This is a genomic window from Candidatus Curtissbacteria bacterium (assembly GCA_024654445.1).
Classification (GTDB): Bacteria; Patescibacteriota; Microgenomatia; order Curtissbacterales; family GWA2-41-24; genus JANLHP01.
This window is the reverse complement of the sequence record JANLHP010000026.1, coordinates 18,201-33,463: the sequence shown is the minus strand read 5'-3', so window position 1 is coordinate 33,463 and position 15,263 is coordinate 18,201. Positions and strand designations below refer to the sequence as shown.

Sequence of the window (15,263 nt, the reverse complement as noted above, 5' to 3'; positions counted from 1 at the left end):
TAGAATCTCCTTTTTGTAATTTGATTAAAATTAGTCTATTCGCCTAATGTGATCTTTGGGAACTTTTTTGTAGAATGGCGTGAAGTCAACTTTAATCGCTTCTTCTATTGTCTCTTTATCAAAGCGGTGTTTGATTACCTTCGCTGGTACTCCCCCTACAATTGCATATGGCGGAACATTTTTAGTAACTACTGCTCCAGCACCGACTACTGCTCCCCTTCCAATTTTTACTCCTGGCAGGATAGTCGCGTTTGCTCCAATCCAGACGTCGTCAGCAACTTCGATGGGACTATGAATTAGTTGAGACTTGTAGTTCATTGGGTATATCCAATCGTTGAATAAATAGTTTGCAGTTATAAACGTCACTTTCGGGCCAATGTTTACAAAGTTGCCAATTTTTACTCCAGCCTCCTGAGTGTTTAAGAATTTAACGCCAAAGTTGATAAACACTTGGTTGCCGATCTCGATAGACCTTGGGTTTGCAAACGTACAATCTTTTTGTATAGAAACGTTGTAGCCGACAGATTTTAGAAATAAGCTTAGGAACATCACTCTTGCATGCGCAACAAAATGGAGAATTTTGTAAGCTGTCTGGATTCCGCTGGAGATCAAAGAGTCTAGTGTTAATTCCTCAAAACCAGTTGGTATAAGTGTTGTAAACCTTAGAGCCCTTTCCATTTATATTACCTCCTCCATGAAGTGTAGTAGCTGATTCCCAACTGCCTTTGGGGTAAATTTTTTCTTGAAAAGCGCGTATCCGTTGTCTGCGATTTTCTTTCTTAGCACAGGTTTCTCTTTTAATTCTTTAATTGCTTTTGCCAATTCTTCTGCGCTGGCCGGTTTTGTGAAGTACATGTTTTCTTTATGAGTAAATATGCTTCTTATTACGGGAACGTCTGTAGTTACTACAACTTTGCCAAGCGCAAGGCCTTGATAGACCTTATTCGGTATGACTCTTTCTACCGTCGGGTGCTTTTCTAAGAAGCCTAAAAATATGTCGGCTTTTTCTATAATCGCCGGATGTTCTTCGACTGGGATATCGTGGAAAAATTCTACATTTTCGAGGTGTAATTTTTGGGCTCGGTTGTAATTTTCTTCAAACGTATTTCCTTGTCCTACAAATGTAAATTTGATGTCGCGGTCGTTCTTAAGAAGGTTGGCAGCCTCTATGATGTATTCTACGCCATGGATCGGACTGTAGAGTCCATAGTAGACAACGTTGATTTTTTTAGACTTATTTTTATAAGGAGTATGTTTGTAATATTTATCGTCTGCGCCTATAGGTAGAACCCTTAATTTTCGCTCTGGAATATTAAAGGTTTTTTGAAAGAACTCTTTTTGATACGGTGTGTCTGGCAAAACAAGATCCACACATTTGTAGACTAATGTCTCTCCATATTTTGATATTGTTGCCATTACAGATCCTTTGTTGAGGATTCCTTGCTCGTCTGAAAAACCGCTATAGAAACTTATTACTGGTGCGAAGGCAATTTTCTTGTTGAATGTTTTTGCAAGCGGATAAACAAGGAGGACATCCATGTGTCCTGGGTATCCGACGTAAAAGATGTCTGAGTTTTTAATCTTGTCTATGTTTTTGCCGACAACGACTGCGAATCTGTATTTTTTGGCAAGCCTTTTGGCCATATTCATCCAAGTCATATCTTTTTTGCTATCGAGTCTGGTCAATTTCACTTCGGCGTTGACTTCTGAAACTTTTACTTTGTTTCGCAAAAGCCCCTCTAAGACAATTTTGTTGCCAGTGTAATTCTTATCATATGTACCTATAAAACAAATTTTCATATTGTTTTTGTTAATCGGATATTCTTTTTGGATGATTTTGCGAGTTCCCACATCCCGTTTTTAGGCATAAGTTCTCGTTTTGGAAACTTACGAATATAGATGTTCATCAATATTGAACCTGTCGTATAAATCGGGCTCTTTATGAGCCACTTTAAAAGAGACGTAAAAAATAGTTTTTTAGGTATACTGAATTCGCTTAAGATGTCCCGACCAAAATAGCCTGCAACATTTTCTTTGTCCATAATTACAGACCTTACCCCAAGAATTCTCCAATCTTCAAAGGTGCTGACTGTTCTGAACATCACGTGGGCATTTTTTGACAGCTTGAACCCGTATTTGTTGTTTCTTGTTGCTGATACGTAAAGATAGCATTGATCCGATATTGTGCCTTCTGGGTAGGTGAACGTTTTATAAAAGTCTTTTCTAATAAGACCAGTTGCCATCATTGCGTAAAAATTATTGCCGTTGTTTAATTTCAAAAAAGCGTCTTCAAAACTTAAATATGAAACGTACGCGAATTTTCCCATTAATGATTTAGGCCGTACCGGTACGTGTCGGGGGCCGACTAAATTTGTTTTAGGATTACGTTTGATCGTTTTTACCATTTCTTCGATTGAATTATTCCCTACAAAGATAAGGTCCGCGTCTATTGTTAAAAGAAGGTCGCTTTGGCTGTTTTTATAAATTATATTTAACGCTTTTGCTTTCCCTTCTCTTTTCGCTCCGACCATTAAATTAATTAGCTTATTTGATTTCATACGTTTTTTTATAATGTCTTCAGTTGAATCTGTGCATCCGTCGGCGACAATTATAATTTTTTCAACTTTGTAAGACTTCTGTTTTTGGGCACTAATCGAATCCAGGAGGCTGGAAATATTCTCTTGTTCGTTATAAGCAGGGATACCGATAGTCAATGTAATTCGTTTCATTTTTTTCTTTTGTTTTGGATTCGTAAATTTGTAACGGAGAAGTTAATTTTCGGAGTTCTCTTTCCATTTGATCGGGGACTAACGTTTATTCTTGAGATTTTTTTCTTAGTTTCTGATTTATTTTTTTGATTCTCAAGTATCAGCTTCCACAGATCCAGCGCTCTTGTCTTTGGAAGCTCTACGTCCGAGAATTTTACAATCTGTCCTTCGTCTACCGTTTTTACAAATTTAACGTCTTGCATCAATCCGATTGGAACACAATCAGGATAGTTTTCAATCTTTACCGCTTCTCCGCGAATGTCAAAACTTCCTAGGCCCCTTCCGACTGTTTCCCCCGCTTCTATTTTTCTTTTGGTAATTGCGACAACTTGCGCCGTTGGATTTGTACCATTATTAAATTTGTAGGATCTGTCGCCTTTTAATACATTGGTTAAGGTCTTTAGTATTTCCAGATGAACAAGGTGGTATGGTTTTAATAAGACGTAGTTGGGCCCAGGGCCAAGTTTTAAATATTCAAGGTATGGTTGCTGTTCGCGATCGTGCTTGGCGACAATGAAAACTCCGGCGGGTGATGTGGGGGAAAGAACATAATCGCTAATAGGTTTGCCGATTTCGTCGGCGACTTCTCCAAGTCTTTGGGCGCCATCTTCTAAATCTTTACAAGGAATTCCAAGGAGTCCTCTATTTGCAATTGTTGCTCCAAGACCGTTTGCGACAAGTGCCTGTTCAATTTGTACCTTACTTCCGTCTGTGAAAGCCGTAACCTGATCCATACTAATTCCTTGTCTTTTGGACCAGTATTCCATCTCTTCCTCTGTTGGACTTAGGTTGAGAAATCTTTTAATATTCCCGTAAACGATCGGCTTGAAACCCATGCTCCTGACTTCATTATCAAGAGCAGCAATCGTTCCAGGTTGGTCGCCTTCTGCTTCTATAAATGTACCCATTTGGCAAAGAATCGAGCCCGTTGTGATTTGCAATTCCGGGTTCATGGTGACAACTGGAAGTCCTGCTTTTAAAACTGCTTCTGCAACATCTGTTCCATGAACAGCGTCTCCGCTACATTCGACAATGAGGTCGCAGTTTTTGATCAACTTGTTAATGTCGTGAGTAATGAGTTTTTTTGCGGCGGGAACATCAAGCCGGGATATGGATCGTCTTGTAAGTACTCCACCAAGTTCCAACTCTGGATGATATTTAAGAGAGAACATGAGGCCTCGAGCGACGAAGCCCGTCCCTACTATGCCTATTTTGTATTGCTTTAACCCTTTAGCGTTCATATATCAACCTCAATTTTTTTCTTTTTTAAATTGTGTTTTCAAGTCAGTTATTATATCAGCTCTCGCTTCGCTCGCCTGATGTAATTTCCAGCGATCGCTGGAAATTATACACGAAATTTTCTTGGTTGTTTTGGCTTTTGTCTTAAGAGTTGACATGAAAATCTGGTTAATTATAAGCCCGATGGGCGAGATGAGTGCTGCAAATTGGTTGACACTAAGATCACCCTCTGTCGGCACCCTACTTATAAGGAGATTGTTTCCATGTTTTATTTCTGACCCATCGACTGTAAAGGCAGCTTCAAACCTGGCTGATTTGACAGCGTTTATGATTTCTCTTGAATAAATTCCGAATGGGTACGCGAAATATTTCATGGTAAAGCCAAGTTTATTTTCGAGTTCTCTTTTCCCATCAATAATCTCTGCTTTTAGCTCGTGGTCTGATAAATCGCCTAGTTTTGAGTGTGTTTTTGTATGAAAGCCTACTTCCCACCCCTTGGCGTGAAGTTCTTTTATTTGCGAGATTGTCATAAGTTTTTCGTTATTATCAAGTTCCTTTCTATTTGGGTGCTCTCTATCACCAAGGACGAAAATTGTAGCTGGAACTTTATAAGCCTTGAGAACCGGAAGGGCATTTTCATAAACGTCAGCGTATCCGTCATCGAAAGTTATCGCGATACCCCTTTTTGTTCTTTTATCAAGCAGAGTTGGGAGAGACACCAAATTATAGTTCTTTCTAAGAAATTCTATTTGTCTTGCAAAATCTGTTTTCCTCATTGAATATCTCCAAGACGAATTACTTATCGAGTGATAGCATAAAACGGTTTTTTTGCTGCTTTTGATTTTTTCGGGCGATATCTTTTGGTACGTAAAGCTTAGAATGTTAAGGGTTAGAGAATTAACGATTTCAAATAACGTTCTTTTGTCTCTCGTTAAATTGTTTTTAATAGTTTCTAGATTCGCCAAATTAATCTTTGCGTTTTTATAAGACTTGGACCTTTTAGGGTAAAGTGCCAGTTTTTGGGTCGAGCTAAAAATGGAAAGAGCCAAAAGTCTGTCAATCTCAGATTTAGTCTCGAGTGTGTTTCGGAGCATCCTTGAAAGATGATCGTTTTTAATTTCATTTGAGTAAATTTCACAAATCGACGCAAGGTCGAAAAGTTTATCGCTCATTACAGCATTCTCCCAATCGTAAATTGATATTTCCCCGTTTCTTGAAATTTTTATGTTATCAGGATCAAGGTCTCTATGTGTTAGAGTTGGGATATTGTTAATAAAGTAGCTGGCTAAATAGTATTTGTAAAACTTGAATATTAACCCAAAGTAAGTCGAGTAGTTTTTTAAATCTTTTGAAAAAGCTCTCACAATATAATAAGGAAGGAAGGCAAAAAACGAGTTATTTGTTCTTTTAGCAACATAACTTAGTTTTTTGTCTCTTAACTTTGCAGAAGTCGTCCAGATTGAATGAAGGCATTCTTCCAGTATTTCTAATCTTTGCTTGGAGGTAAGCTCGCTTAGCTTTCTGCCTCCCTCGTATTCCGTTTTAAGCGTGACCTTGTTTTCTTCTTCCACAAAGTCCACAAACTTTGGAAAATGTACTCTGTCTTTTATAGTATGTTTTGCTTTGTTTAAAGTTTTAATTACATTTGCCTCGTTTACCAAGTAGTAGTAATCCATATCTTTGAATTTAAATGTGTGTTGTTTAATAAATACTTTTCTTCCGCCCTCTACTTTTATCGTTACTCTTTTAACATTTTTGCTGCCGCGGAAGAGCCACCTGTTAAGTAGGCTGCCAATTTGGCCTTTTATCATATTTTGAGTCGAAAGATTTTGGATTTTCATTTTTAATGGGTTGAGATTGCCGTAAACCATGTCAGTTTATAATTTTTCGATATTTTTTTAATAAACGGTTTGCAAAGGACGTTTACTATTGCTATGAAGCTTGCTCCTGTTGGATTTTTCAAAAGTGCTTTGGCGACTGCCCTTATATAGAATTTGGGAGGACGATTAAATTCACTTTCTACAAGCTGCCCAAAATAGGTTTCTAGTTCTTCTGTGACGGCTCTGGGGTCTGACCTGAAAAGTTGTCTGAGATAATCTTTTAAATTTGTCGGCAATTTATAATAGACAATTGCTTTGTCGACGTACTTAAATTGGAATCCTCTGGAGAGACATTTTAGATAAATGTAGGCGTCTTCATTAATTAAATCTGGAAGGTTTAATGATTTTGCGAAATTGCCGCGAGTTGCTAAGACAGAGCCGGTGCAACCAAATATGTTATTGCCGCCGTTTATCTTTAGCCTTGAGTCGTAAAAGACGGAAAAGGTTGAGTAAACAGATCTTTCGAAAAATGTTCTGGGTGTAAACGGTTTCGAGTTTCCGCCGACAAGCATTACGTTTTTGTTTCGAAATGGCTTAATTAAATTCGTAACAACGTTTTTGTCGCCAAGTTCTATGTCTCCATCGAACATGATTAAAATTTCGCCTGAAAATTGTTCGAACATTTGTTTTAATCTGTAAGTTTTACCCATTCTTTTTTTACCGTCTATAATTTTGATCAGGCTGTTTTTTACGGTTTGCGCCTGATTTATGGTATTGTCAGAACATCCGTCACAATAGATAAGAATCTCGCTAAGACGCCACCTATTCTTTTCTTGATTTAAGATCTCATCGAGCAATTTTTTAATATTCTTGCCTTCGTTATAAGCTGATATACCTATGGAAATATTCTTTAATTGTTTCATCTTAGTGTGGTAAGGTTCATTCTCTTCGAGGACTTTATAGGCTCCCAAGCGGGATTGTTAGAATTAACATATCTAAATTTATAAATCCTCATAAGCAATTGGATTACAGTTGCAAGAGGCATCATTATCGGCTGCTTTAAGAACATGTACATATAAGCTTTATATTTCGTGTTTCTGGGGATGCTGTAGTGTTTGCTTGTCCAATCCTCAAGATTATCTTCCAACTTTTTCTTTGATAGGGTCCATCTTGATTGCTGTTTTATGTAATCGGAGAGGTTATTCGGAAGTCTATAGAAGACCTCTGTACTTTTAATAAATTTAAATGTGAACCCATTTTTGACGCATTCAAAATATAAGTAGTGATCTTCCGCAACTGCCCAATGCTCCAAAGTTACCTTCTTAAAAAGTTCTTTTCTAATCGCATACGCAGTTCCTGTACTATTGTGAACATTATTACCGTCATTGATATTTCTGGTAACTTCATACCAAAAACATTCATAAACGTTAGCTAATTTTTCTGTCAATGTGGTGGGTGCCAGTGGTGTATTTTTTACGTTGACAATCCCAACTTTGGGATCGGATAGTCCCTTAACCATCTTGGCTATGGTCTCTGTGTCAGGCAAGGTAATATCGGCGTCAAAATTAATAAAAATGTCAGAATTTGTAATTTGGAAAAGTTGGTTTATTCTTTCTCCTTTGCCTAATCTTTTTCCATCGTTCACGAGCAGGATCGCTTTATTTGATTTTGAAAATTGGCGCACAATTTTTGCCGTTTTGTCGCGACAGCCATCACACACAACAATAATTTTTTCGAGCTTATAGCTTCCTTGTCTTTGTCTTAAGATCGACTCGAGCAAGAGCCCAATATTGTTCTCTTCATTATGAGCAGGTATACCAATAGTTACTGTCCTTTTAATATTTTTCATTTTGATCTGTAAAAGTTTTTGATTTCAGTGCATACTTTTATGACTTCTTTGTCAGCCATAAAGGGACTAATTGGTAAAGACAAAATTTTCTTTACGGCTTTTTCAGTTTTTGGAAGATTTATTCCGTTGTAATTCTTATATGATTTTTGTTTATGTACCGGAATTGGATAATGTATTAAGGTTTCCACGCCTCTACTTTTTAGAAAGTCGATAAGATTTTTGCGGTCTTGAGCTTCTATCACAAATTGATGAAAACAATGGAAAGAATCTTGTCTGATTGCCGGGAGTGTCACTCCTTTTATATTTTTAAGTTGATTAAAATAGAGCTTGGCAACTTGCGTCCTTCTTTTATTCAAAGCATTTAATTTTTTGAGCTTCTCTATAAGAAATGCTGCTTGAAGTTCGTCAAGTCTGCTATTAAGGCCCAAAATTTTATGCTCGTATCTGTTTTTTTGGCCGTAATTTCGAATCATTTTGCATTTTTCGTATATTTTTTTAGAATTCGTTGTTATTGCTCCCGCGTCTCCGTAAGCCCCGAGGTTTTTAGTTGGATAAAAACTGAAAGCTGCAACATCTCCAAACGAACCCGCCTTTTTGTTTTTGTAAGAGGCACCGTGAGCTTGACAGGCATCTTCGACAACTTTTAAATTGTGTTTTTTTGCGATTTTTATGATTGTTTCAATGTCTGCTAATTGACCAAATAAATGAACTGGAATTATGGCTTTCGTCTTTCGTGTGATGGTTTTCTCTAAAAGATCCACGTCCATGTGGTAATACTCATCTATATCGATAAGTACTGGAGTCGCGCCAACGTTAGTTATCGCGAGGACAGTAGCTACGGCGGTATTTGAAACTGTTATAACTTCGTCTTCTTTGCCTATTCCTTGCGCCATCAAAGATATCTGTAATGCTTCCAAACCATTTGCAACGCCGACGCAATATTTTGTTCCTATGAACTTGGCGAAGTCCTTTTCAAACTTTTCAACATTTTTACCTAATATGTAGCGGCCGCTTTTAAGAGTGTTCCGGGCCGCACTCATTAATATAGGTTCAAGACTGATGTATTCTTTCTGGAAAGTAGTCATGTGTATCATTATCTGATCCTCCAAGGGATTGGATTTGCAGCAAGCGGTAATTTTAGAAGGTAAGACGCAAATTCTCTAACATCCATGCCGAGGTTGAAATGTTTCTTTTCAACCAGCTGTTTAAACTCTTGATAGTTTCTGATGTAATCTTTTTTTTCAAAATATTCTGATGCAATAACTAAAAGTGTTGTTCCTTTTTCAAATTCCGTCATCTCGTGCCAGACCATTTTGTCCAGATAAAGCCCCTGGTTCGATTTGTTCAAAATAACTTCTTCTCTTCTTGACCCGTCGTCGAGAGTCATTTTTACCTTTCCTTGAATACAGAACGCGAATTGACGGTTTTTTCTGTGCGCGTGCATTCCTCTTATTTTTCCCCTTTGGACATCTGTGATGTAATAGAAGCGTTTGATGTTAAAAGGTATATGTTTTTTACTTTCTGCAAAACTAAGAAAGCCCTCATCCGAAATCTTCGGAATATGTCTTTCGTATGAGATAAGTGTTGGTACTTTTACTGTTCCCTCGTTTTCTAAAATTTGATAAAAAAACGATTCATATTCTGCTGTAACTTTTTCCCAGCTAAATTTTCTTGCAAAAGTTCTTGCGTTTGTCCTCATCTGATCAATTACGCCAGGATCAGTCGCTTCGAGTAATGTGGACGCGTATTCGTCCACATTGAATCTTTTAGATTTCAGGGATATATCTTTAGTCATCCATTTAGATTCCGGTAGATTAAAACCAACGAGGGGCAACCCTCCGGCTAGAGCCTCGAGGGACCAGAGACACATTTCATCATGTCTTGATGGGAAAGCTACGAAGAGTGCCTTGGCCATTAAATCGAATTTCTTTTTGCCGTAAGCTGCGCCTACCATTTTTACTTTATTTTGTAAGCCAAGTTTTTTAATTAAGGCTCTAATTTTTTTCTCGTCAGGGCCGTGGCCAGCTATAACAAGTGGGTATTTTATTTTTGAACTAACTTTAGCGTAGGCCATCAGCAAAAGGTCGACACCTTTTTGCTCAATATCTAATCTACTTAAGAAAAGGATGTGTTCCGGTTTTCTTTGTTTGATCGCAAAGTATTCTTTAGCAACTCCCTGGGGGACAATTTTAAAGTTGATGCCTGGATTAAGTTTTTTCATTTTAGAGCTGTCAATTTCTGAATATGGCAAGAGATACTTGTAGAATCTGGCTCCTAGTCTCTCTACCAGATGAAAAGGTAAGTGGTATTTTTTGGTAAATTCATGGGCGTTGAACATACTGGGCAAAGCGACAACAGGGGTTCTGGTAAAAAGAGGTGTAAAAAGTGTTGATACTGGTGCAGTAAAACACTCGACGATTATGTCCGCCTTGGTCTTCATAGCATAAAGGGGTGCAGCAAAAAGGTATAAAAGGTTATTTAACTTTATAAATTTGGTATTGATGCCTATATGTTTATAGTCAATGCCTTCTTGAGTTCTGTCTTTGTAATTTGGGTATTTTGAAGAGATTACAGTAACTTTGTGACCGTTTTGTGCTAACCGTCTTCCGACTTCAAAAGTAGCCCATGCTTGACCTCCTCCAAGAAGGGGGTTTTTAATATCGTCTAAATCAAAAATAACAATATTCAAATTTGTTTTATTCATTTTTTAACTTTGCAACTTTTATTAATTGTTCGGCATTTTTCTCCCAGTTAAAGTTTTTAGACCATTCGAGCGATTGCTCTGATAAGTCCTTTCTAAGGCGTTCGTCTTTAATAACTTTAGTCATAGCCTCCGCCCATTTTTCTTGATTGTCCCAGGTGACCAATAAACCGGTGTGGGGATTTTTAACGGAGTCTCGAAGCCCAGGAATATCGGATGCGATAACAGGTGTTCCGCATGCATTTGCTTCGATTACCGTGATTCCCCACCCTTCGCTTTTTGAGGGTTGAGCAGCTATCCAAGCTTTTCCAAGAAGTTCTACTTTTGCTTGTTCTGAAACTTTGCCGACAAATTTAACGACTTTTTCTATTCGAAGACTCTTGGCCAGGATTTCAAGTTCTTTCCTGCTTTCACCGTCGCCAGCAATCGTGAGCGTCGCATTGGGTATCTCTTTTAAAATTTTGGAGAAAGCAGTAATTAACCTATCCACAGACTTGTATGGCTTTAGTCTTCCGAGGTAAACAATGGAAGGATCTTTGGTTTTTTGCATCGTTCTAAATTTGGTAAGATCAACGCCCGGATGTATCACTACAATTGATATTTTTTTGCCTAAACCAAGTTTTTCTATCTCTTCTTTAGAAGAATTGGAGACTGTAACTATCTGTGTGTTTCTGTAAACAATGGGCATAACCTTTGATTCTAAAAAGTGAGCCAGTTTGGCCAAGGGCCATGGAAGATGTCTGTCGAAAACTTCTTTTAGATGAACATGGTGAATGAGACCGATTAGAGGCTTTCTTACGTAGAGAGGGGTGAAGAATGGGATACCGTTTTCTGAGTCGATGATAAGATCGTATTTTCCACGAAGTTTAGTGATGTAATAGAAAAAGGCCCAGATGTACAGAGTATAGTGGCCTCCTCGCCTAATGATTTCAACTCCATCAACAAATTCGTTGGCAGTCGACTTGCGGTCATTACTGCAAAATACGGTGACGTGATAGCCTTTTTCGATCATTTTTTTTGATAATTCGTGTACGTAAACTTCGGCTCCACCGGCCCAAACATGTTTTGTGTCTCTCCAATTGAATATGAGAATGCGTTTGCCCTCATCCGATTCGGATTCTTCTCTCTGGAGAGAAAGGGTGTTCTTGAGATTTTTAAGATTGTTTACAATTGCTGCAAATGGCTTATATGCAAAGTGTAAAAGCAGCATTGCTCCAAGGTTGAGCCCGCCAATAAATGCCATCACCGAAACCATCTGTTCCAGCGAATCGTGGAATAGATATATTCCGGCAATTTGGATAAAGGCCAAAAGTATGCTGGTGTAAGCGAATATGTAGTTTTTTCTTATTTGATAGAAAGTGACGATACTTGTTGAAATAGAGAAAGCAAGCATTCCAATGCCATAAGCTGGCAGAAGATGAGTTATTGCGTGCGCTTTTTCTCCTAGTAAAAGTGGCGCCGTAATAAATCCTAAGACTCCAACACCTATGTAGGCTGCTAATCCTGCAAGGGTCGATCCAAGAAAAAGTTTATAAAATACCTTTTTACTGTCTCTGCTTGCACCTTCTTCTCTTGAAACAAGGGGGTTTATAAACTGATTAAAAAGATTCCCTACGAAATAAATCATTTTGCCAAAAAGCGCCATAAGCGCGTACTGTCCGGCAAGCACGGGAGCCAAAAAATGTTTGGCGAGAATGATATCGAAAGTCAAAAAGGCAATCGTTGTGAAACCCATTAAAATTGATGTCACAAAGAATCCTCTTGGGAATTTTAGGGTTGCCTCATGGCTGATTATGTTTGGCCTTTCCTCTTTTATCGAACTTGCAAAAAACCATCCTATTAAAAAGTAGGCAAACACAGCCAAAGGTATTGCGGCATAAACTAAGTGAGGGTACCCTAAGGTAATTAAAGCGAAGGTTAATATTAGTTTAACGAGGGGGTCTGTAACTAGTATTAAGGAGTTAACTTTAAACTTCAAATTTCCGCTTAGAAACCCTCCGTCGACTGCGGATGCCGCACCTATAATCCAAACTGGAGCAAATAGAATAAAAGGAAGATAGGACGGTGAATGAAAAAACTTCGCAAGAAGAGGTGTTAGGGCAATCCATAAAGTGGTAACGATGAGAGAAACAAGTATGGCTCTTTTTCTGGTATGGGCCCAGAAACCTTTAAGGGCAATCTGGTGTTTGCCTAAGTAAAAAGCACTCTTGTGACATACAGTTCTAGCGAGCGCGTTAAGAGGAATTGATGTTAAAAATAGAAAGCTGCCTATAAGACTTATAAGTCCGAAGTCTTCGGTAGAAACAGTTCTAGCCAGATACGCGTTGTATGCAAAATTCAAGACATTGCCGACTATTGCTCCTGAAACTAATAGGCCACCAGAGAAAGTTCCAGATTTAATAAGTTCCCGGAATTTTAAACGTTTGGATATTTCTTTTTTTTCTGCTTGTATTTGTTCAGTTACTGGTTTTTGTTGCTTTAATTTTTCATCGTTTTCTTTTTCAAGATGGAAGCCGTGAACGGTTTTTTCCCAGTAGTGAGGTTTGACGATAAGTTGATAAAGGGCGATGAATGAAGCAACCGATGCCATTAACCAGTAGACAGGAATCAAAAATACGTATTTTATTATGGCGTAGTGCCCTCTTTTAGCACTGCCTATCATGTAGTTATAGATGTACATGAAGTTTCCAAAAACGAGAGAAATAACTGCTATGTAGAAAATCGGCGCAGGATAAAGAGCTTCTATGGCAGCCCCTACTCGCGCTCTCATAACGAAGTAAAGGATCGTCAGCGCCCAGAGGAAAGGGTTAATCAGCATAAACGATATGCGTGCGCCAATAATTAACTGGAAAATCAAAGCGTGGAACTTGTGTTCTTTTACAAATGCGATTGGGTTTCGCATATGTACCAGGTATGTTTGGAAATAGCCTTTAATCCAACGTGAACGTTGTCGCAACCAATTTTTAGGTCTGCTATTTGCTTCTTCTAGGGTTACCGAATCAATAATCGCGGTTTTGTAGCCGTGTTTAAAAAGTCTCGCGCCAAGATCTGCGTCTTCTGTTACATTGAACGGATCCCATCCGTGAAGCTCTTTTAAAAGAGGCGTCTTAAAGTGATTACTCGTTCCTCCCAGTGGAATTGTCGTTTTGATCGATTGCAATCCTGGCAAAATTACGTCGAACCACAATGAGTATTCGGCTGTAAACAATCTCGTTAAAAGATTTTGGTGAGGGTTGTAGTAATTTAATTTTGCTTGCAGGCAAATTATGTTTTTTGGGTTTTTCTTGAAGGAGATAAAAGCCTTTTTAAGCTGAAAAGGCTCCGGTCTGTCCTCCGCGTCGTAAATTACGAGGTATTCTCCTTTTGCTAGTGACAATCCATAGTTGCAGGCTTTGGGTTTTGTTTTAGGTTGAGAGTCTGGAACTACCACAGTACGTATGTAACTTGGCAGATCCATTTTTTTAACCGCTTCAACTGTTTCTTGGTCGTCTTCTTCCAAAAGAAGTAAAACGTCTAATTTTTCTTTTGGCCAGTCGATATTTGCTATCGCGTCCAAAAATTGAGGGAGGATATTCGCCTCTTTGTAAAGAGGACAAAGGATTGAGTAAATTGGAAGATCTTTGTTTTTTAACGAGTTTATTTCCTGTGACGTTGTGGTTAATTCCGGAGGAAAGTGTAAACTCTTTACTATCAAAAATAGGCTGAACAGAACGTCTAAGAAGTAAATCGCGCTGAGTGTGCCGATGATGATAAGGGCCGTTAAGTGCAAAGACAGATAAAGGCCTAGAACAAGAGCGACAAAAGCGGTTAGGATGAACAGCTTTTGCCAAAGGACAAAACCTTGAAGCGCGGAATTATAGTGAGGCAAGGTGCTATGGGTCACATACTTTCGTGACTTAAAACCTACTCCTGCCCCATGCATTGTGTTCGCATGTTTAGGAGGAATGGTAAGAGGGTGTGTGTTTTTAGTTCTCAAAACTAGAGCATTGATCGCAAGCTCCGTCCCAACCCTTAGAACGCCTATTTTTGAATCGTCTGTTTTTCGGTTGTCGAAGACAATGTCATAACCTTTAATGGTGAAGCCGGCGTTTTTTGATTTGTGCAAGAATTCAAGGTCGAACGACCATGGAGATTTAGGGTTGGGGGTAGTGGCGTGATAAACTTCTCGCTTAAAAGCCTTCAGACCAGATTGAACATCGCAACTTAGGCCAAATAGGATTTTCCCGAAGGTGTATTTATAAATTCTTGACAGTGTTTTTCTTACCCTAGAGTGTTCGTACGTTTCGCGATTAGCGACTACGATATCCGAATGATCTAAAAGTTTTAACATTTGGGGTATGGCTTCTGGAGGATATTGAAGGTCCGCGTCGATCATTACCAAGATATTGCCGGAGCTCTTTTTGAACCCTTCAACTAGGGAATATGCTTTGCCCTGTTTACCTTCTTTTCTAAATACTTTAATTTTGGAGCTTTTTTCTCTTTGCAAGATTTCCCAAGTGCCGTCTTTTGAGTTATCGTCGATTACTACAATTTCGTATTTATCTACGTCTTCAGGGTGGCTTCGAATGGCCTTCTCGATTCTGGAAAGCAACTTTTTTATATTCGATTTTTCGTTGTACGTAGGTACGACAATGCTAATCATGCTTCTAAAAAAGGGCTTATAAACCCCGCGATAACGGGCAGTAATGGGAGCAGACTTAAAGCTATCCTATAGCTTTTTGATTTAAGGGCTTATTTTACCATACATAAATCTTTAAAATCAAGCCTCAAAATGACTTATAGTGTTGAGGCTGTTGCTAGTATGAATCTTCTATTTTCAAGGCTAGGTTAAGTATGATTAAGTTCGTGGACGTTTGAGCTATTTTGAGCGTATAGAATCTGGAATT

General features: G+C 38.4%; 9 protein-coding genes and 1 pseudogene. All 10 read right to left on the bottom strand.

All coding sequences use genetic code 11. The annotated features are described in order from the left end of the window. Positions 1-138 precede the first annotated feature (138 nt). The 10 genes and pseudogenes from NUV69_04925 to NUV69_04880 all read right to left on the bottom strand — a co-directional run bounded on the left by NUV69_04925 (position 139) and on the right by NUV69_04880 (position 15,019). Positions 139-261: pseudogene (locus NUV69_04925) on the bottom strand (N-acetyltransferase). A gap of 417 nt (positions 262-678) precedes the next feature. Then, positions 679-1,851, bottom strand: a complete 1,173-nt coding sequence (locus tag NUV69_04920; GenBank protein MCR4325000.1) for a glycosyltransferase — start codon at positions 1,849-1,851, stop codon at positions 679-681. Next, complete coding sequence (locus NUV69_04915) at positions 1,797-2,729, bottom strand: glycosyltransferase family 2 protein (protein MCR4324999.1); 933 nt, start codon at positions 2,727-2,729, stop codon at positions 1,797-1,799. Before NUV69_04915 ends, NUV69_04920 begins: the two co-directional genes overlap by 55 nt. Next, positions 2,726-4,009: an NAD(P)-dependent oxidoreductase gene (locus NUV69_04910; GenBank protein ID MCR4324998.1), complete on the bottom strand. Its 1,284-nt coding sequence runs from the start codon at positions 4,007-4,009 to the stop codon at positions 2,726-2,728. The genes NUV69_04915 and NUV69_04910 overlap by 4 nt, the downstream gene beginning before the upstream one ends. A gap of 9 nt (positions 4,010-4,018) precedes the next feature. Then, positions 4,019-5,878 carry a polysaccharide deacetylase family protein gene (locus NUV69_04905; protein MCR4324997.1) on the bottom strand — a complete coding sequence of 620 codons (1,860 nt, stop codon included), beginning with the start codon at positions 5,876-5,878 and terminating at the stop codon, positions 4,019-4,021. Next, positions 5,851-6,750 (bottom strand): glycosyltransferase, encoded by a 900-nt coding sequence (locus tag NUV69_04900; protein MCR4324996.1) that lies wholly within the window; start codon positions 6,748-6,750, stop codon positions 5,851-5,853. The genes NUV69_04905 and NUV69_04900 overlap by 28 nt, the downstream gene beginning before the upstream one ends. Next, entirely contained in the window at positions 6,747-7,676 is a 930-nt protein-coding gene (locus NUV69_04895) for a glycosyltransferase (GenBank protein ID MCR4324995.1), read from the bottom strand. Before NUV69_04895 ends, NUV69_04900 begins: the two co-directional genes overlap by 4 nt. Then, complete coding sequence (locus NUV69_04890) at positions 7,673-8,761, bottom strand: DegT/DnrJ/EryC1/StrS family aminotransferase (GenBank protein ID MCR4324994.1); 1,089 nt, start codon at positions 8,759-8,761, stop codon at positions 7,673-7,675. Before NUV69_04890 ends, NUV69_04895 begins: the two co-directional genes overlap by 4 nt. Before the next feature lie 8 nt (positions 8,762-8,769). Continuing rightward, positions 8,770-10,380, bottom strand: a complete 1,611-nt coding sequence (locus NUV69_04885; GenBank protein ID MCR4324993.1) for a WxcM-like domain-containing protein — start codon at positions 10,378-10,380, stop codon at positions 8,770-8,772. Next, positions 10,373-15,019, bottom strand: a complete 4,647-nt coding sequence (locus NUV69_04880; protein MCR4324992.1) for a glycosyltransferase — start codon at positions 15,017-15,019, stop codon at positions 10,373-10,375. The genes NUV69_04885 and NUV69_04880 overlap by 8 nt, the downstream gene beginning before the upstream one ends. Positions 15,020-15,263 lie beyond the last annotated feature (244 nt).